Genomic DNA, 22,226 nt, shown 5'->3' with positions numbered 1-22,226 from the left:
TTATGAAACAGAATCCCTATTATATAAAAATTACAGCAGTAATTTTGCTTACTAATTTGATAAACATAGCTTCATTTGCCCAACAAAGAATAGAGCAAAATCTTTCCAATAATGATTGGAAAATATGGTTGGATCCGGCGGCACAATGGCAAAATGATGTGTTGTTTACTCCTCCTGTTGACGTTAAGAAATTAGCTGTCAATTTGCCTACAGGCGGTTGGCAGGCATTAGAAAAAGGAGAAAGTAAAACGGTTCATCTTCCTGCTACGGTCGAAGAATTTCATTGGGGTATCAATAAAAATCCTTTTGGAGTTTCAGGCAATTATTTAGGAGTTTCCTGGTTTTCGACCCAAGTGAATGTTCCGCAGTCGATGAAAGGGAAACGAATTGTTTTGCACTTTGAAAGTGTTCGTTTCAGAGCTGAGGTATTTGTCAACCAAAAGTTGGCAGGCTATGATTTAATCAACGGAACTCCTTTTGATGTCGATATTACCAATTATGTTACTATTGGTAAAATGAATTCGATAGCAGTTAGAATTACCGATCCTAACGGAAATTTTGACTGGAGAGACAGTTCTAATTATATGTGGGGGGATTATCGCACTAACCCAACTCACGGTTTTGGTGGTATTACCGGAAAAGTTAGTCTTGTGGCAACGGATAATGTTTTTGTAAATGATATTTTTATCAAAAACAAGCCAACTTTAAATGAAGTTGATGCCGAGATTTCGTTGACTAATAATACAGCTACAATTTTTAAAGGCAATGTTTTATTGGAAGTAAGCGAAAGAAAAACGGGTGCATCCGTTTGGTCAAAAAGCTATCCAATTGAAGCCGTTCGGGGTAAAAATGTTTCTCAATCTTTTTCTATAAAACTGGATAACGCAAAACTTTGGGATGTTGACAACCCTAATTTATATTTGCTGAAAGCTTCGCTTAAAAAAGACAATGAAATAAAAGATGTGGTGGAGAAAAAGTTTGGTTTCCGTTGGTTTGAAGCTAAAGACATTGATGGAGACAAACAGTTTTATCTCAACAACAAACGAATTGTATTAAGAACAGCGATATCATGGGGATTTTGGCCGGTAAACGGAATTGCTCCAAGTGATGAACTGGCCAAAAAACAAATCGCTGATGCCAAAGCTATTGGTCTGAACATGCTGAATTTTCATCGTACAATTGGACAAACTAATGTTTTAGATTATGCCGATGAATTGGGTTTATTGTATTATCAGGAACCGGGAGGCAATCAATTTCCGGCTAACCAATTCAATCCTAAAAACGATTTGGAAAAGAGACAAGCCGATTTTTATTTTGCTGCTCGCGATGAAAAGTTTTTTAGAATGATAAAACGGGATCGAAGCCATCCTTCATTGGTTATTTACAATATGCACAATGAAAGAGGAGCAGAGCCTCAGAAAAAAGACAGTTTGCAAATGTTAGCCGGTCACAAGCACGATCCAACAAGAATTATGACTTACAATTCGAGTAATGGTGCAATAAAAATGGGACCGGATCCCCGTTTTAAATTACATCTTTTACCTTATAACAATCAATTTTATAATTACGGTTGGTTTGATCAGCATCATGCAGGAGGGCCCGGTGTGTATCACGATAATTTATACAATAATCCTAAAAGTTATGCCAAGATTTTTCCGGATCATAAAGATGAAATTATTTATTATGGAGAAGAAGGAGCTATTGGTACACCGCCAAGATTACAGTTGATTAGAGATGAAATTCTAAAAAGAGGAAAAGACATTGGTTGGGAAAGCGATGATTATTTAAAATGGTATGATGCTTACGATAATTTCCTGAAGAAGAATGATTTCCAGAAGTCGTTTCCTAACGTAGATAGTTTGACCAGAAAAATGGGGAATGTGTCTTTTTATTATCAGGGAAGAACGATTGAAAATGTGCGTATCAACAATATCATTGACGGTTACGCCGTGAATGGTTGGGAAAGTATGAAATTGGAAAATCATTCTGGTGTAGTGGATAACTACCGAAACCTGAAAGGTGATGCCGATTTAATTGCCCGTTACAATAAGCCTTTGTATGTGGCCGTAAAGTTGAATCATAAAGTGTTGTCAGTAAAAGATACCACAATTGTTGATTTTTTCATTGTGAACGAAAAGGATATAAAAGGAAATTTTGATTTAAGGGTTAAAGCAACAAATAATAAAGAAACGGTCTGGACAAAAACAATTCCTGTTACGGTAACTGGCGGAATTGTGTATGGAGAATTGCTGTCTGCTAAAAACTTTTTTGTTCCCCAAACAGAAGGTTATACAAGGATTTATGTCGAATTAGTTTCGAAAGACAATACTGTTATTGCAACAGGAAGCGACGAATTATTTGCTGTAAAGCTGAATAAAGAAAAAATGGCTTCTGCTATTATGGTTGCCGATACGACTGGAGTGATTGGTAAATATTTTGATTACGAAAAGATTAGTTTCAAAAATTATAAAAGCGGAACTCCTTCAGGAAATTGTCTGGTTATTGGTAGTTTTAAACCGCAGCAAACAGGAAATCCTTTGGTTACAGACCTTTTAGAATGGGTTAATAACGGAAATACAATTGTAGTTGTTAATGATACAGATACCTGGGCAACTTATTTCGCTAAAAAAGAAGCTGCCGATTATAGAGGTTCTAAAGTATTAGGAACTTCCTGGTATGGAGGAAATTATTTTGTGAAAGACAGCAAATGGTTTGAAGGTTTGCCACAATCTTGTGTGTTCAATTGGGAATACCAATGTTTTGCAACTTACAACAAAAACCGATTAGGACTTCGAATGTTTAACGGAGAAACGATTGTAGGATGTGTTTCTGATCATAAACAAGAGGTTTATTCTGCCTTAAGTGTAATCCCGCACGGAAGAGGGAAAATAATTCTTTGTGCATTAGATATCTTTAGTTGTATAAAAGAAAATGAAGTGCTTAAAAAAGCTGAAGGCGACGGTGAAAATGCTTCTATGAAAACGTTTAATGTTTCGGCTAAGAATAAAGCCAACATTGTAGGGCAACAACTTTTATTGAATTTGTTAAAGTAGTCCCGCAGTTTATTTAGTTATTAGAAATGAATAAATTAATTATATAAAAGTGAAAAAAATAAAAATTACATTGTCATTAATGGTCGCTATTATTGGTATTTCCAATGCACAAAATGACAAAAAAAATGTTTCAGAGGTTTGGGTTTCCGATTTAGGGAATGGCAGTTATAAAAATCCGGTTCTTTATGCGGATTATTCAGATCCTGATGTTTGCAGAGTAGGTAAGGATTATTATATGACAGCTTCGTCTTTTAATTGTATCCCCGGCTTGCCAATTTTACATTCCAATGATTTGGTCAATTGGTCATTGGTCAATTATGCTTTACCTAAGCAGCCTCCTTTTGAGGTATATGATAAAATTCAACATGGAAATGGAGTTTGGGCACCTTGTATACGTTATCATAAAGGAGAATTCTATATTTTTTATCCGGATCCCGATTTTGGAATTTATATGATTAAAACCAAAGACCCTCGTGGAAAATGGAGTGAGCCTGTTTTAATGAAAGCAGTTAAAGGAGTAATAGATCCAGCACCGTTTTGGGATGAAGATGGCAAAGCTTATTTAGGTTATGCACTTGCAGGAAGTCGCGCAGGAACAAAAAGTGTATTGATGTTGTGTTCTATGAATGAAGAGGGTACGCAAGCTAATGATGACGATATTATACTGTTTGATGGTCATGAAAAACATCAAACGGTTGAAGGTCCTAAATTTTATAAAAGAAATGGATATTATTATGTGTTTGCACCTGCTGGTGGTGTGGCTACTGGTTGGCAGTTAATTTTACGTTCCAAAAATATATTTGGACCTTATGAGGAAAAGGTAGTTTTAGAACAAGGTAAAACAAAAATTAATGGACCACACCAGGGAGCCTGGGTAGATACGGTAACTGGTGAAGATTGGTTTCTTCATTTTCAGGATCAGGGAGCTTATGGGCGTGTGGTTCATCTAAATCCGATGAACTGGAAAGACAACTGGCCGGTTATGGGCGTAGATAATGACCATAATGGAATTGGCGAACCTGTTGCTACTTATAAAAAACCAAATGTTGAGGCGAAATATCCAATTGCAACTCCTCCGGAATCAGACGAATTTAATGGAGCTGTTCAGGGATTGCAGTGGCAGTGGCATGCCAACAAACAATTAGTTTGGGGATATCCATCAGCCGGAATGGGATATTACAGACTGAATTGTATTCCTAAACCGGATAATTATGTGAGTTTATGGCAGGTACCGAATATTTTGGCGCAAAAGTTTCCGGCAAATGAATTTGTAGCTACTACCAAATTTGATTTCAAACCTAATTTTGATAATGAAGAATTTGGTTTCTTAATCATGGGCAGAAGTTATAGTTATCTGGCAGTAAAACTAATTAAAGGAAAACTGAAATTAATACAGGCAATAGGTGATAAATCCGATAAAGGAAAAGCAGAAACCATTACTGAAATAGCCGATTTAAATAGCAGTTCACTGTACTTTAGGGTAAAAGTTGAGAATGGAGCCAGATGCCAGTTTTATTACAGCTACGATAATAAAAAATTCATCAAAGCAGATGCTGAATTTGAAGCCTCGGAAGGAACCTGGATTGGAGCAAAAATGGGATTTGTGGCTTTAAGAGAAGGCAAAATTAACAATGCTGGTTATATAAATGTGGATTGGTTTAGAGTGACTAAGAATTAATTATAATCTTTAGAAAATTAAAAAAGGATTGACTTATGAATTTAAGTCAATCCTTTTTTTGCAGTTTATTTGTTGGGTATGGAATTGCGATATTCACTTGGAGTCAAACCGTATTTATTTTTAAAGGATTTACTAAAATATTTTATATCCGAAAACCCGGTCATGTAAGTAATTTCTTTAATGAGTAACTGACTGTTAATGAGTAATTGTGCGGCTCTTTTAATACGAATGTCTCTTATGAATTCTACAGGAGTAAAACCAGTGAGACTTTTTATTTTGTTATTAAAAGAGGTACGATTAAGCCCAATTATAGCTCCTAAATCTTCAACAGAAAAATCATTGTTGTCAATGTTTTCTTCGATAACCATCATTACTTTTTGCATTATTTGTTCATCTTGGTTCGTAATCAAATAAGGCTTGGGATTGTATTCTTTAGCATTTGGTTTATCATAAGATTCAAAAATGCTTTGCAATCTTTTACGTTGTTCTAGTAAATTGATAATTCGGGCTTTTAAGTAGGAAACACTAAAAGGTTTAGTAATATAATCGTCAGCGCCATAGGAAAGCCCTTCCAGTTGACTTTCTATAGTAGTTTTGGCTGTTAAAAGAATAACAGGAACATGACTGGTTTCTATATTAGTTCTGATTTTTTTCAATAAATCAACACCATTCATTTTTGGCATCATGATATCACTAATTATAAAATCGGGAGAACTGTTCAGTGTTTTTTCATATCCTGTTTCACCATCTTCGGCTTCCAGAATTTCATAATCATCTTCCAGAATATTTTTAAGGAAAGTGCGCAGTTTTATATCATCTTCAACAATTAGGACTTTTATTTTTTCGGAGCTGTTCTCCTGATTTTTATAAAGTGCAATTGGTTGGGTTTTGATTAATTTTTGTTCATCCGATTCTTTGTTTTCTTCTTCGCTTATAATTTCTACTTCATCAGTAAAATGGCTGTTTCCGGTTTTGAAATAAATGGAAAAAGCACTTCCAATATTCGTTTTACTTTCAAAATTAACTTCTCCATGATGTCTTTCAACCAGTTCTTTTACCATAGATAACCCAATACCGGTACTTGGGTTACTACTCTTATTAAATGAAGCAAAACGATTAAAAATACTGTTTTGATGTTCTTCAGAGATTCCAATACCTTCATCGATTACGGTGAGTATTATTTGCTTGTCGTTTTTATTAATACCTACGGTAATTGCTTTTTCATCAGGAGTATATTTAAAAGCATTGGATAAAAGATTCATAATAATTTTTTCCAAGGCATTTCTGTCTGCCCATACTTTGATGTCCTCAGCTTTAATTTCTAAATTATAATTAATCTTTTTTTCCTGAGCAATTTCGATAAAATTATTAAAAATGTCACTGGTAAATTCCGTTAGATTAATCTCTGAAATTTTTAATTTCTGATCCTGAATTTTTCTAAAATCCAAAATCTGATTCACAAGACGTTGTAATCTCGTGGTACTTTGGGATACGTATAAAAGTTGTTTTTTTATAATTTCGGGTGTTCGGGTATCGTTCATTAAATATTCAATTGGTCCGGCAATTAAGGTCAAAGGAGTACGTAATTCATGCGAAATGTCTATGAAAAACTTTTGTTTCATATCAAACATATCTTTTTCAATTTTTGCATTCGTTTTTAATCTATAAATGGTAATAACAGTACGATTAATAAGCATGATACATCCAATAATCAGTAAGGCGTAAACGATATAGGAAACAGTGGTGTTCCAGAAAGCAGCTTTAACATTAATAGTAATACTTCTTTCGTTGTTTACCCAATAACCTTGGCTGTTAGTCGATTTAACTTTGAAGGTGTAACTTCCTTTAGGTACATTGGTATAAAAAGCGGTTCTTTGATTGTTTACATAGTTCCAGTTTTCATCAAAACCCTCCAGTTTATAGGCATATTTAATATTTTCAGGATTGATATAGTCCAATGCGGCAAACTCGATATTAAAGAAGTTTTGATTGTGTTTTAACTCTATTTTATTATTGTTATCTATCGAAGTCAATAACGGAGAGGATTGGTTGATACGAACTTCTTCGTTGAATAATTGAAAATTTGTCAAAGCTAAATAGGGTTTGAAATTATTCGGCTTTATTTGGTCAGGAAAAAAGTGCAACAATCCTTCGGAGTATCCAAATAATAATTCTCCTGTATCCAATTTAATTTTAGTAGCTTCAGTAAAATTTCGATAAGACATTACGGGCTTTACATCCGAAAAAATTTCAAAGCGTTCGTCAATTGGATTAAAGCGAACTAAAAGATAGTCGGTAGTAATCCAAATGTTTTCGTCGTTGTCTTCAACTATCGAAAGAATATTGTTTGAGGGTAATCCTTCTTTTAAGGTGTAGTTTTTAAATTGCAAAGGAAAGCCAGCCTGATTTTTTGAAACCACTTTGCTAATACCTCCATCGGCAGTGGCAATGTAGATTTTTCCTTTTTTTGAGATAGAAAAATCAATGATATCATTACTGTTTAAAGAAGGGTTTTCATTTTTTGTAATCTCATAAACCTTTACATTTTGAGGTAAATTAAGGTCTTTTTTAGGGTCTAAAACCAGTAATCCTGTGGTAGTTCCAATGTACAGAAAACCTTTTGAGTCTTGTGTAATACAACGGATACTACTGTGTTTTTTTATCAAATTAGATTTCCATTTATTATTAGTATTGATAAATTGCACAGTTTGATTTTGAGTGACAATACGGTTGAGTCCTTTTAAGGTTCCTACCCAAAGATTTCCTGTTTTATCTTTAAATATGGAATAAACATTATCATCAATCAAACTATAGGGATTAGAGCTGTCATTCTTGTAATGGGTAACGGCAAAAGAATAAGCCCCATTAGAAGGAGAGAATTTGTAAATACCATTTCCTCTTGTTCCAATCCATATATTGGATTGAGCATCCTGAATAATACTATAAACCGGTTTTTCCCATATAGCGTTGGTTTGTAATTGACCATTGGGCGATAAATGACCTATTTTTTTGAACTTTTTGTCATAAATAGTGATTTGATTTTGTTTAGTAGCTACCCAAATATTTTTCTGATTATCTTGAAATAGTGCTCTGACATCATTTCGGGAGGTTGGGATAGCCTGATTGTGGGTATGTAATGATTTGAAATTAGTTTGGCTAAAAACTACTTTTACAATTCCGGTTGTTTGCGAATTGTACCATAAGTTTCCTTGTTTGTCAAAAAAAGCAGTATGTAAACTATTACTGAAATTACTATTTGGAAAATAGGAGGAAGAAGAGGTAAAAGAAATTAATTTATTGTTGGACGGATCGTATTTAGAGAAATTACCTCCGCGGGGTTGTACCCAAACATCGCCTTTAGAATCGGTTAAAACTAATGCTGCTGTTGGGCTAAATGATGTGGAATATATGTCAGTTTTGGCAGGGAAATAAGTTAGTTTCTGGTTTTTAAAATTAAACAAATAAATACCCAAATTGTCATTGTTTGTCAGCCATAACAACTGCCCTTTAGTAAGACAAACAGGACTGAGATTTTTTACTTTTAAATTAGGAAGATTGTCTGAATTGTAATTGACAATCTGTCCCGTATAAATATTGATTGTACAAAATCCTTTTTGGTCAGTTATTGCTAAGATTCTTTGTTTGTCCAGTTTTTCAATCTTGATAATGTTTGCCTCCAGTGCTAGTTTTAGAGTTCTATAAGTTTTGGTTCCCTTGGCATATTTTATAATCATTCCATTTGTGCCTCCAAACCATATTTCATCATCTAATTCAACCGCTGTATTAAAAGCATTAGAACTATTATTTTTAGGAATGAGATAGAAAGGAGCTTGGTTTATTTTACCAAATGGAACACAGGCGATTCCTTTATCGGTTAATAACCAGGAATTTTTTTGACGGTCTTCAAAAACATCATTTATAGTATTGGTATTTAATGTATGTTTTTGTATGTGGTATATTTTATAAGAATAGCTTTTGTTAGTAATGGCGATACTTCCATTTTTTTTAGAAAGTAACCAAACCAATCCTGATTTATGGATTTTAATTTGACTTATTTCAAAGTTGTTGTTTGGAAGGTTTTTTAGAAGTTCTGTACCCCAAAAAGCTTCTGTTTTTGGATCAAAACAATAGGCTTTCATCTCATTTGCATAAGCTTTCATCCAAATTCGACCATAATAGTCTTCAGCAATCCAGTTAATTCGGTTGTTTTTCATTACAACCTGATCTTTAGGTTCTGTTTTGTAGTTTTGAAAGCGATAGCCGTTGTATTTACTCAAGCCATTTGTAGTAGCTAGCCAGATAAAACCTTTTTTATCTTGTATGATGTGATTAACAATATTATGTGGAAGCCCATCTTCGACTAAGAAATTTTTAAATGAAAAATTTTCTTGACCAAAGCAGTATTGCATTAGCGATAACAGAAAAAATAGTATGCTATAAATTTTTGTATGGATTTTCATTTTGGATTTCTACTTGTTGGGTTAAACAAAAATAACATAATATAAATGTTTTTAGATTACTATTTTTTATGATAATCAGTAATTCAAAAAGGAAGGAGTGAGGTTGTAAACCTAACTTCTTCCTTTTATAGCATAAAAAAATAATTTTTTATTGCGCTATTTCAAATTGATACGAGAGCCCTTTTTTAGTATCAATATCATATTCATAAACGGTTTTTATATTTGTTCCTTCCAGTTTGGCTTGTGGGGAAATCTTAGCTTTTTCAATAGGCTGGAATTGATAAAAATAATTTGGGTTTTCTTCTTTAGCTTTAGTAATATTATTTCCGGTTAATTGGTGATAGCTTCTTAACCTAAGATTTCCACCTAAGTTGGACTTAATGATGATACTTGCTAATTTGTTGTTTTTCCAAATCATTTTTTCAATTTCAAAACCACCTCTGGCTCTTAGTCCTGAAACCGAACCCTCTTTCCACGCATCCGGAAGGGCAGGGAGGAGGCTTAAAGCACCATCGTGACTTTGGATAAGCATTTCGGCAATTCCCGCAGTACAACCAAAGTTTCCATCAATTTGAAATGGAGGGTGCGCATCAAACATATTGCTGTAAGTTCCTCCGTCGGGATCTTTGATAGTAGCATTTGCAGGCTTTAAATTCAGTTGGTTTTGAATTAACTTGTAGGCATGATTTCCATCTAAATAGCGAGCCCAAAGACACACTTTCCATCCCATAGACCATCCTCTGCTGGCATCACCTCGTCCAATTAAAGAGTTTCTTGAGGCTTCAAAAAGTTCAGGTGTTTGAAAAGCTGATATTTGTCTTCCGGGAAACATCCCCCATAAATGTGAAAGATGGCGATGAGCATCATTTTTTTTATCCCAGTCTTCCAACCATTCTTGTAACTGACTGTATTTACCAATTTGCATAGGAGGTAATTGGGAACGAAGATTTTCAAGTTGTTTTGAGAAATCTTTGTCAATTCCTAAAATCTTTGCTGCGTCGATAGTATTAGACAATAAATCAAATACCATTTGGTTGTCCATAGTTACTCCTGCATACACATTGCACCTTTCTTTAACTATGCTGCCATCGGGTTTTGTTTCTTCGTAGTTATGTAGTCCGGGTGTGTGCTCTGGCGAAATGGATGGTGAAACTACTAAATAACCTGTTTTTTTGTCTTTAATTAAAAAGTCCTGATAAAATTCAGAAGCACTTTTCAGAATAGGATAGATTTCTTTCAGGTAGTTGTTATCTCCAGAAAAAAGATATTTTTCCCATAAATGCGAACTGAACCAGGCATTACAAGTTGGCCATATTCCGGCTGTTTTGTCAACAGCACCTGTCATCCTCCACAAATCCGTATTGTGATGCAAGGTCCAGCCACGGCTGTTGTACATTTCAGCAGCAGTTTGTTTCCCAGTAATGCTCACATCTTTTACCAGTTGGATAAAAGGATCGTGACATTCTGTTAGATTGGTAACTTCTGCCGGCCAATAATTCATTTCTACATTGATATTTGTAGTGTATTTACTGTCCCATGCAGGGTATTGACCTGAATTTGGATTCCAAATTCCCTGTAAATTGGCAGGTTGTGTTTCTTTTTGCGAAGAGCTAATTAATAAATAACGACCAAATTGAAAATAAGTAGAAACTAATCCCGGGTCATCATTTTTAGCAAATTCAGCAATTCTTTGATCAGTAGGTTTTTTTGACTGAGAAGATTGCCCCAGATTTAGTTCAACACTTTTAAATTGTTTTTGGTATGCGATTATATGGTCTTTTTTGGCAGTTTCGTAGTCTTTTGAAAAATTAGTCAAATATTCACTTGCTTTCTTTTCGGCATCTCCAGAAATATCTTTATAGTTTTTAAAATTAGTCGCTACCGAAATATAAATTGTCACTTCGTCAGCATTGGATACATTAATACTATTAGCATTGGCCTTTTGTACACCGCCTTTGGAGTTGACTTTAATTTGGTTGTTGAAATGCAGTAAATTTAAAATGTTCTCTTCTTTTTCGTGGGTACATTTTCCTGTAGCGACAAGAAGTTCATTTTGTCCTGAGGGAACAGTTGTAGCTACGGTTACCATATTCTTTTTTAACGGGCCTACAAAAGAGGTGTTAAAACTGATAGTTCCTTTTTTACTGGATGTTAGATGAATAATGATTAGCTGGTCAGGGAAAGAAGTGAATATTTCTCTTTGATATTCAATGTTTCCAATTTTATAATTAGTAGTAGCAACGGCTGTGTTTAAGTCTAATTTTCTATTAAAATTGGTGAAATTTTCATGTCCGGGAAAATCCAATATCAGATTGCCTATAGATTGATAAACTTGTCCATGTGAGGTATTGTTTCGGTCAGCTATGATATTGGTTAATGCCAGTTTTTGGGCATCAATATAGTTTTCGTCCTGCAAATATTGCTGTATTTTTTTGAGATTTTTTGACGTATTTGGATTGTTGTTTTGGTATGGACTTCCTGACCAAAAGGTATCTTCGTTAATTTGAATAGTATCCCGCTGCGGAATACCGTAAACCATAGCTCCTAATCGTCCGTTTCCTAACGGTAAGGCATCAGTCCAGGCTTTTGAAGGACTACTGTACCATAAAGTCAAATCTTGTTGAGCAAACGAAAGATGATGTGTAAGAACACACAATAAGCTGAAAATAATTTTTCTCATATTTTTCTATTTTTTGGATTCCAATTATCATTTCCTTTTAAAACATTTTCTACTGAATAGAGTCCCGATTCCTGATTGGTAAGTTCACGTATTCCAACCCATTTTGCACGATTGGTCATATTGGCTCCTTTGCCTGTGTTTTTGTATTCGTACAAATGCAAATCTTTACTGGTAGAGGCATAATCCATGTTCCATGTTGTAGGCCAGCCTTTAGGATCTATTTTATCGCTCATGTCACATTTTATCCAGGCAACTTTTGGATAATTATGCCAGGGACGTCCCAGACTTATTAGTTGATTGTCGTCTTTTTTTTGGGGACTATTTGGAGCATAAGTAAGTTTGCATTTATAAAAAATATATCCGTAATTCTGCGTTTTAGGAGTGCTGGGAGCTGTGATCCAGCCACCGCCATAACTTCTTATTTCACAAGAGTCGAAATAGCCAATTCCGCCTCCAAAAATGTAATCTGTTCGTCCTAATACCAAGCAATTTTTGAAATAAGTTCTTGTACCGTCTTTTCCCAGTAAAATAGTGTCCTGATAACCTAAAAAAGAACAGTTTAAAAAGATATTTTTATCAGAATGAATAGTAATGGCTAGTGCCTGACCAACTGGTCCTGCGGTGTTTTGAAAAGTAATATTTTCAGCTCGAAAACCATTACCCTGAACGGTAATTGTAGCCGAAGTACGAATCGCTTGCCCGAACCATTTTGCTGCATCCTCTGCAGGACATTTGTTATTTAATCCTCCTTTACAATCGTAAATATGGTAGCTTATTATTGTCTTTTCACGGCTTTCTCCTTTAAAGCTGATATTTTTTTTATCCTCAGCTATTATAATCTTTTCGGTTTGATACAATCCGTTTTTGATATATATGATTGTTCGTTCTTCTTTATTGGGAGTTACGGAGTTAATCGCTTCCTGAATGCTTTTAAAATTACCTGTTCCGTCAAGTGCAACTACTATTGTGTTTTCTTTTGGTGTAGAGGCGTAAAGCGATGTCAGATTTAGTGAAAGAAGTAATAAGATTAGGAAAAAAAAATTCTCAAGTGGTTTCATACTGGTATAGGGTAATTAATTATTGATCTTGATATTATATCCAGGAGCCTGAAAGCCCTAATAATTAACAAAAGTAATAGCTGAGTGCCAATGTGTACGGTGGTGTTTTACACATAAAGAGGGGTGATTTCACAATTCAAAACAATAAAAGTTACTAGATTTAGGAGACCAGCTTTTAAGCAAGTAGTTGAAGGTTTAAATCTTTCCGCAATTTTTTTTGAAGTTTACAAGGTTGAATCTAGTTAAGGTATCACTTTATATTATAGTATTTAGTGCACTTACTTTCTAAGCAAGCAGTGTATTTTTGTATTTTTAATTTTTCATTGTGACAAAGCTCTGTAGGTTCAAATCCCTCCATGGTCACAATTTATCATCTTTAGAGAGCGTAGGATTCATAACCCTTAGGTCACGGGTTCAACTCCCGTCTTCGCTACAATGATAATGTATGTATTTTTTGACACAGTATAAAAAAACAAAAAGCCTTTAAACACTAGTATTTAATGGCTTTTTGACTTTTAAAGTTTCTTTTGAAACTTCTACTGGCGGAGAAAGAGGCTTAGAGACCTTTATAATAATCCCAGTAATTACGGGGTTTTATATTTTATAGTTAAGAACAAGGTTACACTAATAGCGACACTAGACTTTCGTAGTTTTTATTTGTAATAGTACGGAGGTAAAGAAAAAGTATTTTATCCAATTGTTTCAGGGTTTCCAAATTATGAAATACAAATAAGGTACAAGTCTGAACGAAATAAAACAAAGTATATACAAACAAAAAAACTATATTATTTTTGGATACTAATTTTTGAGACTCAAAACATTTGAAAGTACACTAGAATTAGTATAAAATAAAGTCGAACACTATCATTTTTATATGTAATTTGTATCCGTAATAATGTAGATTTTGAGAAGCACAAAATCCTTTATTTGGTCGAGCATAATCTCCTTCTCACTAGATACTAAAAAAGAACACTCAATAATAGTAGTATTTCCTAAACTATTCTTTTATGTTTTTTGACTGAAAAGTATTAGTTTTTTTGGCAACCACATTGGTAATGATAAACTGTAATATACTGCCTAAAATTTTTTTGACAGGATTATGACTATCACCTAAGATTATTTTTTTAGAGAGATAGCCTGTTGTTAATCCGATAGCATTGCTGACCAGATTATTTTTTTAACCAGTTACCGATGTCATACTCATAATAGCACTTTTTAGTAAGTTTTGAGGTTTAAGACTATCAAAAGTTGTTTCCAATTGCCATTTAAGAATGGCTAAATCCTCTTCTTGTTTGAATTTTAAAACAGCAATATTTTCTTTTAACAAATCGATAGGGGTATTTTTTTTCATGCTGTTTTGGGTTTACTATTTTAGCAATAATGAGATTAGTGATAGGAATTTTAATCCATGAATTTCTAAAAAGATACAGTAGGATTATGAGGACTAAATTACCTCCGGCTACTATAAAAAAGCCATAAAACGATTTACCTAATAGTTCGCCAATCCAGAGTGAAATTCCAATATTAACTAAAAATGAAAACAAAGCAACAAAGGCAAGGATAATAATTTGCGTCATTAGAGAAGATAAAACATCGGAAGACTTGTCTATAACATTTAGTTTAGTGAGCTCAACGGTTGTTTTAACATAATTCTCGGCTTTTTCAAAAAGTAATTCTAGGGTTGTTGCTTTCGTTTCCATGTTTTAAAAATTAAAGAGCACCATTTTTAATTTCGTTTTTTACAGTATCATAAGAATCCTTTTTTTCTGAAATGAAGTTTTCCCCTTCTTTCAAAAGATTTTCGTATTTATTTGTCACTGTCCCTATAACTTTGTCTAATTTACCTTTTAGACCATCGACATAATCGGTGCCTTTATCCAGAATTTTTTTTCTTGTTTGGCTTCCTTTTTCGGGAGCAAATAATATTCCTAATATCGCTCCGGCAGCAATACCGCCCAGTATTCCTAATACCATTTTATCTGTTTTCATATATGTAAAATTTAATTTATTAATTAAATCAGGACGTCAGTAGATTTACCTTTTACGATTCAATTGATTGCTAAGGCTAAACAGAATCTTTCTCTTTATATGAATAAAGAGTACGCTGTAAGTCTCGAACCTACGATTGTAGCAATTAAAAATTTAAAATCGGCACTTAGTGTGACTACAGTTGATAATCAAAACACCAATTTACTTCTGGCTCATGAAGGAACAAATCCGGAACGTTCCAGAAAAATTCTTGACGAACTGATCGTATTGCTCGATAAAAATATTGTGTTCAATAAGCAAAAGTTATTCAACAATACCGTTTCTTATTTAGACAAACGTATTGCTGTTTTTTCAAAAGAGAAAGATTCTATTGAAAGCGTAAAAGAGCGGTATTTGCAAAATAATGACATATTGGTTTTAGACAAATATATTATTGATAAAATGGATGTGCAAATGAAAATTACAGTTTGAGTTAAGCTACATTTTTGTAAATGCAGTTTTGGTTATTAAACTCTTCTATTGTTTTATAATTTAAAGCACGATGTCTTCTTTTTCTATTATACCATATTTCGATGTATTCAAAAATTTCAAGTTTCATTTCTTCTTTTGATATTAGCTTATTTCCATAGATAAGTTCTGTTTTTAGAGATTTAAAGAAACTTTCTGCCACTGCGTTATCCCAGCAATTTCCTTTTCTACTCATACTCCTGATTACTCCATAAGACTTAATAGTATTAGCAAATTTCTTAGTTGCATATTGCACCCCTTGATCGGAATGAAATAGTAATCCTTTTTTAACAGCTCTGTTTTTTATAGCCATTCTCCAAGCAGCTAGGGACGTATCATCGGTACTCATGGTATTGCTTAAGCTCCAACCAATTAATTTTCGGTCATATAAATCAATTACTGTTGTTAAATACAAAAAACCTTCTTTTGTTTGAATATAGGTAATATCAGATACCCAAACTTCTGAAGGTTTAGTTACCATAAAGTTTCTGTTGAGCACATTATCAGCAATTAGATAGTTGTGTTTTGAATTGGTTGTAACTTTAAATTTCTTACTTACTTTACTTCGTAGACCAAGTTGTCTCATGTATTTTGCAACAGTAAATCGTGATATTCGATACCCTAAAGCATGTAGCTCAGATGTTATTCTTGGGCTACCATAACGTTGCTTGAATTCAAAATAAAGAGCCTTTATTTTTTCTTTGAGCATATTCTTTTTTAGTAATCTTTCTGAAACACTCCTGTTTTTCCATTTATAATAACCACTTGGACTGATTTTTAAAATCAAACACATTTTCTCAATCGTAAACAGGCTTTCATGATTCTTAATGAACCTATATTTCATCGACCGCTCTTGGAGAAAATGCTGATTGCTTTTTTTAATATATCACGTTCCATTTCTGCATCTTTCAATTTTTTCTCCAATTCGTGAATACGTTCTTGTTCAGGTGTCAATTTTAAATTTCCTTTTCCAGGAAAACTGCCATCACCATACTCTTGGTAATCTTTACGCCATTTGTAAAGCAATGAAACTTTTATTCCAAGTTCTCTGGCTAACTCTGATAAATTACTTCTTTCATTACTCAATTCTACAGCTTTAATTTTAAAAGCTGGATCATAAATTTTTCTTTCTTGTTTCATGTGTTAAAATTAAGATTTTAGTCTTAACTCACACTGTAAGCTAAATTAGTACATCCAAAGTCTTATGGAGTAATCAGGAGTATGAGTAGAAAAGGAAATTGCTGGGATAACGCAGTGGCAGAAAGTTTCTTTAAATCTCTAAAAACAGAACTTATCTATGGAAATAAGCTAATATCAAAAGAAGAAATGAAACTTGAAATTTTTGAATACATCGAAATATGGTATAATAGAAAAAGAAGACATCGTGCTTTAAATTATAAAACAATAGAAGAGTTTAATAACCAAAACTGCATTTACAAAAATGTAGCTTAACTCAAACTGTAATTTTCATTTGCACATCCAACACCTTTATTGAATAAAAAAGGCTTAAATTTTCATACATCAAACAGTTTTTTATTTGGATTTGAAAAAAGTAAAAATAACATCAAACTATACTTGTCTTTTAATTTTTCCTTTAGGATCTTGTAAGCTTTACTTATTTGAGCTTCCACCGTTTTAATAGAAACATCCAAATGTTCTGCTATTTCAATATTAGTAAGACCTTCTTTTTTACTAAGAATAAAAACTTGCTGGCACTTAGGGGGTAGATTTTGTATTTCTTTATTGATAATAGCCAGCATACGCTCTATAGAACTATCATCTGTCGTTTCAACAACGTTCTGAATAGATTCAATATATTTTTGTTGCAACAACATCATAGCTTTATTTTGCTGATAGGTATTGATAAACTCATTATAAACCGATTTGTATAAAAAACTCTGAATAGAAAATTCAGGATTGAGTTTGTTTCTGGATTTCCATGTTTTTAAAAATACATTTTGAACAATATCCTGAGCCATCGAATGATCATTTACTAAGGTAAGTGCATAAGCATGTAATTTTCTATGAAATTTATTCAATAGAAACTTATAGGCATTCTCTTCTCCATTTACAAGGCATTGCACTAAAATTGCATTATCATCAAAATCCATGAAAAGTATTTATTAGGCAAAATAAAGAAAAAAAATATATCAATATTAAAAAAAATATTAATAAAAAATTAGGGTATTGTAATTTTGTCTTGTATTATATAAAAAAAGCACAACGATGAATTCCCAAGAAATTGAAATTATAATTACTAAATACTTCTCACAATCCGCGAACATGGATGACTTAGATGTATTAAATAAATGGATTGAAAGTCAAGAAAATCAAGAGATTTTTCAGGAATATGTAAAAACGCATTTTGCAGTAACATTAGCTATGAACGATCCTGACATTACCGCTATAAAAAATGAACTTTTAAAAGAAATTAGAAAAGGAAAGAAAAAAGAGCCTAAATATAGGATAGGGATACTAATGAGATATGCAGCAATTGCCATTCTGTTTTTAGGAATCGGATTTTTAATGCAAAAGAAATTTTTTATTAACAATAATGATAAGGAAGTGTTTGTAAACTCAAAAAATGAGATTACACTGCAACTGGAAAATGGAGAAGTACAAGTCATAACTGTAGGGAAAAAAAATAAAGTAACAGATTCTAAAGGAAATGTAATAGGGAATCAAAACGGAAACAAAATTATTTACGATATTAAAACTCCTTTAAACAAATTAGCCTACAATACTATTAAAATTCCTTACGGAAAACGATTTGAATTAGAACTGTCTGACGGAACCTTGGTGCATTTAAATTCAGGATCTACTCTTAAATATCCTGTAGCGTTTATTGCTGGTCAAAATAGACAAGTTTTTTTAGATGGAGAAGCTTTTTTTGATGTCTCAAAAGACAAAAAACATCCTTTTGTTGTTAATGCTGATAATTTAAACATCCGTGTTTTGGGAACTCATTTTAATGTTTCAAATTATGCAGAAGATGATGTAACAGATGTAGTTCTGGTGGAAGGTTCTGTTGGAATGTACCCAACAAACGAAAAATTTGATGTTTCCAAAAATACTATCCTAGAGCCTGGATTCAAGGGAAGTTTTAGTAAAAAGGACAGACGTATTAACACAGCTTCAGTGGTTACGAGCACTTATACATCTTGGATGCAAGGAGGATTAACATTTAGAAATATGAGTTTTAAAAATATTTCTAAAAAACTAGAAAGACATTATAATGTTAGCATTGAAACACAAAACACAAAATTAGAAAACGAATTATTTAATGCCAGCTTTAAAAGCAATGAGTCTATAGAAAAAGTATTAAGCTATTTTAATGATGTTTATGGCATAAAATACAACATAAAAAATGATCAAATACTAATTAAATAACCACTAAAAACCATGAAAAATGAAAGAATAAAAACAGAAGAATAAAAAAAATCGGAAAGAGCTGCGAACAATTTCCGATTAAATAAGCGATTGAATATAACTGATTAAACACAATCTATTTACAAAACTATGAAAAAAAAACCAAAGAACATTGGTATGCAATTTCCATTGTTCAAATTTGACCTGAAAATGAAACTAACTACATTATTTATTTTGGTCGCCATGTTTTCTATTCGAGCCAACACTTCTTATGCCCAAAAAACAAAAGTAAGTTTGGAATTGGAAAACACTACCGTAGAAAAAGCTATTGAGACCATTGAACAAAAAACAGACTTTCGCTTTATCTATAAACTGAATGATATTGATTTGAATCGTGTCATTTCTATTCGTGTCAAAAACGAAACGATAGATGTTGTCTTGAACAAATTATTCAAAGGAACTGCTACCGATTTTAAGGTTAAAGAAACTCAGATAATTTTAAAAAAACCTTTTGAAGTAAAATCTGAACATAATCTTTTTCTAAAAAAAATAATTAAAGGAAAAGTCATTGACGAAAACGGTATGTCTTTACCCGGAGCCAATGTGATTGTAGAAAACACACAAAATGGTGTTATTACAGACTTTGACGGTGTTTTTGAAATAACTGTTGATAACGATGATGCTATAATTGTGGTTAGTTATCAAGGATATAAATCTAAAAAAATTACTGCAAGTCAACAAAATGTAACGATACAACTCTACCCTGAAACAACAGATTTACAAGAAATTGTAGTGGTTGGTTACGGTACATCCTCTAGAAAAGATGTTACAGGAGCTATAACTACTGTAAAAGCAAAAGACATGAACCAGGGAGTAATTGTAAGTCCATTACAACTGATTTCAGGAAAAGCTGCCGGGGTAAACATTACGCAAACATCTAGTGAACCAGGTTCAACACCAAGTATCCGTATTAGAGGGATTAGTTCTTTAATGGGAGGAAATGATCCTTTAGTAGTAGTAGATGGAATTCAGGGAAATATGGATTTACTAAATCAGATACCTCCAAGTGAAATTGAAAGTATAGATATCCTAAAAGATGCTTCAGCAACTGCAATTTATGGTTCAAGAGGTGCACCTGGTGTACTTATTGTAACTACAAAAAAAAATAAGGAAGGAAAATCAACAATTGAGTATAACGCATCCATTTCGATAGATTTTATACCAAAGAAACTAGATATGTTGAATGCTGACGAATGGTGGAGTGCAGCTCAAAAATATGATGTAGCAGCATCAGCAAATCACGGTTCAAATACTGATTGGTATGGACTTTTGACTCAAACTGGTATTTCACAAACTCATACTTTATCTTTTGGAGGAGGAACTGATAAATTTAATTATAGAGCCTCTATAACAGCTATTTTACAAGAAGGAGTAGTTATAAACTCGGACAATAAAAAATACATTGGGCGTATTCAAGCAACACAAAAAGGTCTTAATGATAAATTAAAATTGACATTTAATCTTAACAACGGGATTTTCAGTGGGAATAATAGTATTGGAGATATTGGTGCAGTAGAATTTTCTGCAAATCTGATTACTAATGCTTATTTAATGAGACCTACAGATCCTGTTTTTAATACCGACGGAAGTTATTATACTGATCCAAATGTATTTCAATACTTTAATCCTTATGCAGCTGCCCAAACAGTTACTAATGAAAGGCAAGAAGATAATTTATTTGGTAGCTTAAAGGCAGATTTGGATTTAGCTAAAGGTTTAACGGCAAGCTGGTTTGGAAGCTGGAGAAAAACAAGCGCAATGAGTGGTTATTATCTTCCAGCTGCATCAACAAATGCGTATGCTATTGATCAAAAAGGATTTGCAGACATTAACAATCAAAGACAAAATGAAAAATTAACCAATGCAAGTCTTAACTATAAAGAAACATTTGGTATTCACACTATAAATGCGTTGGCTTTGTATGAATGGCAAAATCAAACCTATCAGGGTAATTATGCACGAGCTAAAGGTTTTGTTAGCGATATAACAACATACAATCAACTTCGACTTGGTGATGTTTCAAAAGTTGCAGCGGGAGATCTTAGTTCTTATAAAAATGATAGAACATTAGTATCCTTTTTAGGACGTATTAATTATTCTTTATTAGATCGTTATTTAGTAACAGCAAGTTACAGACGTGATGGCTCATCAGTGTTTGGTGCTAATAATAAATGGGGAGATTTTCCATCTGCATCTGTAGCATGGCAAATAAATAAAGAGTCTTTTATGGAGAATCAGAATTTATTTAGCGAATTAAAATTGCGTGCAGGTTATGGTATAACCGGAAACCAACAAGGACTTTTTCCTCAGGGATCTATTGCATTAGTAGGACCACAAGGTTTAGTTAATTTTGGTGGCGAAACAATAAATTATTATGGTCCAAGTCAGAATGCAAACCCTGATTTGAAGTGGGAAACAAAGAAGCAAACTAATATTGGTCTTGATTTTGCCCTTTTGGACAATCGATTAAGAGGAACATTTGATGTATATACTGCTACAACAGATGATTTATTATTTAATTACACAATTTCTCAACAAACAAATGATTATAATCGAATAACAGCCAATGTAGGAAGTATTTTAAACAAAGGTTTAGAGGTTTCTTTGGGATATGATTTGATTAAAACAGATAACAGCACACTTACTTTGGCGGGGAATGTTTCATTCATGAAAAATGAAGTACTAAATTTAAGCGGAACATTTGGTGACGAGAATTTGCTTACTAATTACATAGGATGGGGTGCACCAAACTCCTATTTGGTTAAAGGAAAACCAGCAGGTGCTTTTTATATTTTTAAATCAGCAGGTGTAGATAGCAATGGAGGAGAAATTGTAGCGGATCTTGATGGAAGTGGTACTGAACCTGGATTTGAACCTTCAAGTCCTGATCGTTACTATGCAGGTTCTGCTTTACCAACCTATACCTTTGGTTTTAGCCCTTCATACAGATACAAAAATTTTGATATGTCTCTATTACTGAAAGGTTCCGGTGGAAATAAAATTTACAACTCTCTAGGTCAAAATTTAAGCACACTAGACAACATTGGTTCATCAAATATTTTAAAGAGTGGTCTTGACAAAGGTATACGTACCTCGACTTACAGTTCTGATTTATGGCTAGAGGATGGTTCTTTCATTCGATTAGAAAATATTACAGCAGGTTATAGTTTACGCTTTACTGATAGATATATCGAGTCTATCCGATTTTCTCTTACAGGAAACAATTTATTCGTGATTACTGATTATTCAGGTATGGATCCAGAAATTAATGTAAACGGAAGCAGCGATTTAAGCTTTGGTAATGACAGAGGTTATTATCCTCGTACCAGAAGTATTGCATTTGGTTTAAGTGTAAAATTTAAATAGTAAAAA

General features: G+C 33.0%; 12 protein-coding genes, 1 tRNA gene and 1 pseudogene. 7 read left to right on the top strand and 7 right to left on the bottom strand.

The features are described from left to right. Positions 1-2: 2 nt before the first annotated feature. The gene (locus FDM27_RS13555; RefSeq protein WP_140487258.1) at positions 3-3,053 is read left to right on the top strand and encodes a glycoside hydrolase family 2 protein; all 3,051 of its coding nucleotides are present in this window, start codon (positions 3-5) and stop codon (positions 3,051-3,053) included. Between the two features lie 49 nt (positions 3,054-3,102). Next, on the top strand, positions 3,103-4,731 hold the full coding sequence (locus FDM27_RS13550) for a glycoside hydrolase 43 family protein (RefSeq protein WP_140487256.1): 1,629 nt from the start codon (positions 3,103-3,105) through the stop codon (positions 4,729-4,731). A gap of 65 nt (positions 4,732-4,796) precedes the next feature. Here FDM27_RS13550 and FDM27_RS13545 read toward each other — a convergent pair whose 3' ends face one another. From FDM27_RS13545 to FDM27_RS13535, 3 genes are all read right to left on the bottom strand, one after another. Continuing rightward, complete coding sequence (locus FDM27_RS13545; RefSeq protein ID WP_140487254.1) at positions 4,797-9,191, bottom strand: hybrid sensor histidine kinase/response regulator transcription factor; 4,395 nt, start codon at positions 9,189-9,191, stop codon at positions 4,797-4,799. A gap of 148 nt (positions 9,192-9,339) precedes the next feature. Then, the gene (locus tag FDM27_RS13540; RefSeq protein ID WP_140487252.1) at positions 9,340-11,871 is read right to left on the bottom strand and encodes a glycosyl hydrolase family 95 catalytic domain-containing protein; all 2,532 of its coding nucleotides are present in this window, start codon (positions 11,869-11,871) and stop codon (positions 9,340-9,342) included. After that, positions 11,868-12,929: a pectinesterase family protein gene (locus FDM27_RS13535; protein WP_140487250.1), complete on the bottom strand. Its 1,062-nt coding sequence runs from the start codon at positions 12,927-12,929 to the stop codon at positions 11,868-11,870. Before FDM27_RS13535 ends, FDM27_RS13540 begins: the two co-directional genes overlap by 4 nt. Before the next feature lie 332 nt (positions 12,930-13,261). On the opposite strand from FDM27_RS13535, the gene FDM27_RS16110 reads away from it, so the two are divergent. Further along, positions 13,262-13,359, top strand: a tRNA-Met gene (locus tag FDM27_RS16110). Between the two features lie 747 nt (positions 13,360-14,106). On the opposite strand, the gene FDM27_RS16105 is transcribed toward FDM27_RS16110, so the two are convergent. Both FDM27_RS16105 and FDM27_RS13525 read right to left on the bottom strand, forming a co-directional pair. Then, positions 14,107-14,280 carry a hypothetical protein gene (locus tag FDM27_RS16105; protein ID WP_181161674.1) on the bottom strand — a complete coding sequence of 58 codons (174 nt, stop codon included), beginning with the start codon at positions 14,278-14,280 and terminating at the stop codon, positions 14,107-14,109. Between the two features lie 359 nt (positions 14,281-14,639). Then, positions 14,640-14,918 carry a YtxH domain-containing protein gene (locus tag FDM27_RS13525; protein WP_140487248.1) on the bottom strand — a complete coding sequence of 93 codons (279 nt, stop codon included), beginning with the start codon at positions 14,916-14,918 and terminating at the stop codon, positions 14,640-14,642. Between the two features lie 99 nt (positions 14,919-15,017). On the opposite strand from FDM27_RS13525, the gene FDM27_RS13520 reads away from it, so the two are divergent. Next, complete coding sequence (locus tag FDM27_RS13520; protein WP_140487246.1) at positions 15,018-15,389, top strand: hypothetical protein; 372 nt, start codon at positions 15,018-15,020, stop codon at positions 15,387-15,389. A 1-nt stretch (position 15,390) separates the two neighbouring features. Here the strand turns inward: FDM27_RS13520 and FDM27_RS13515 are convergent. Beyond that, positions 15,391-16,565 (bottom strand): IS3 family transposase gene (locus FDM27_RS13515; protein ID WP_255510544.1). Its coding sequence is split into 2 segments (ribosomal slippage): positions 15,391-16,298 and positions 16,298-16,565, totalling 1,176 coding nucleotides; the frame shifts between segments, so codons are not numbered across the junction. A gap of 57 nt (positions 16,566-16,622) precedes the next feature. Between FDM27_RS13515 and FDM27_RS13510 the strand changes: the two are divergent. Next, positions 16,623-16,877 (top strand): annotated as a pseudogene (locus FDM27_RS13510) (IS3 family transposase); the annotation flags it as partial. A gap of 62 nt (positions 16,878-16,939) precedes the next feature. Here the strand turns inward: FDM27_RS13510 and FDM27_RS13505 are convergent. Next, positions 16,940-17,536, bottom strand: a complete 597-nt coding sequence (locus FDM27_RS13505) for an RNA polymerase sigma factor (RefSeq protein WP_140487241.1) — start codon at positions 17,534-17,536, stop codon at positions 16,940-16,942. A gap of 115 nt (positions 17,537-17,651) precedes the next feature. On the opposite strand from FDM27_RS13505, the gene FDM27_RS13500 reads away from it, so the two are divergent. Beyond that, positions 17,652-18,815 (top strand): FecR family protein, encoded by a 1,164-nt coding sequence (locus FDM27_RS13500; protein ID WP_140487239.1) that lies wholly within the window; start codon positions 17,652-17,654, stop codon positions 18,813-18,815. A gap of 129 nt (positions 18,816-18,944) precedes the next feature. Further along, positions 18,945-22,220, top strand: a complete 3,276-nt coding sequence (locus tag FDM27_RS13495; RefSeq protein ID WP_140487237.1) for a TonB-dependent receptor — start codon at positions 18,945-18,947, stop codon at positions 22,218-22,220. Positions 22,221-22,226 lie beyond the last annotated feature (6 nt).

The sequence above is a fragment of the Flavobacterium sp. GSA192 genome, assembly GCF_006386525.1.
In the GTDB taxonomy this organism is placed as follows: Bacteria; Bacteroidota; Bacteroidia; order Flavobacteriales; family Flavobacteriaceae; genus Flavobacterium; species Flavobacterium commune.
This window is presented reverse-complemented; position numbering and strand designations above follow the sequence as displayed.

What these genes read in the sequence shown, in the direction of transcription:
- FDM27_RS13540 (WP_140487252.1), bottom strand. Translation starts at nt 11,871, where the DNA reads ATGAGAAAAATTATTTTCAGCTTATTGTGTGTTCTTACACATCATCTT.
- FDM27_RS13520 (WP_140487246.1), top strand. Translation starts at nt 15,018, where the DNA reads ATGAATAAAGAGTACGCTGTAAGTCTCGAACCTACGATTGTAGCAATT.
- FDM27_RS13545 (WP_140487254.1), bottom strand. Translation starts at nt 9,191, where the DNA reads ATGAAAATCCATACAAAAATTTATAGCATACTATTTTTTCTGTTATCG.
- FDM27_RS13555 (WP_140487258.1), top strand. Translation starts at nt 3, where the DNA reads ATGAAACAGAATCCCTATTATATAAAAATTACAGCAGTAATTTTGCTT.
- FDM27_RS13535 (WP_140487250.1), bottom strand. Translation starts at nt 12,929, where the DNA reads ATGAAACCACTTGAGAATTTTTTTTTCCTAATCTTATTACTTCTTTCA.
- FDM27_RS16105 (WP_181161674.1), bottom strand. Translation starts at nt 14,280, where the DNA reads ATGAAAAAAAATACCCCTATCGATTTGTTAAAAGAAAATATTGCTGTT.
- FDM27_RS13525 (WP_140487248.1), bottom strand. Translation starts at nt 14,918, where the DNA reads ATGAAAACAGATAAAATGGTATTAGGAATACTGGGCGGTATTGCTGCC.
- FDM27_RS13495 (WP_140487237.1), top strand. Translation starts at nt 18,945, where the DNA reads ATGAAAAAAAAACCAAAGAACATTGGTATGCAATTTCCATTGTTCAAA.
- FDM27_RS13505 (WP_140487241.1), bottom strand. Translation starts at nt 17,536, where the DNA reads ATGGATTTTGATGATAATGCAATTTTAGTGCAATGCCTTGTAAATGGA.
- FDM27_RS13500 (WP_140487239.1), top strand. Translation starts at nt 17,652, where the DNA reads ATGAATTCCCAAGAAATTGAAATTATAATTACTAAATACTTCTCACAA.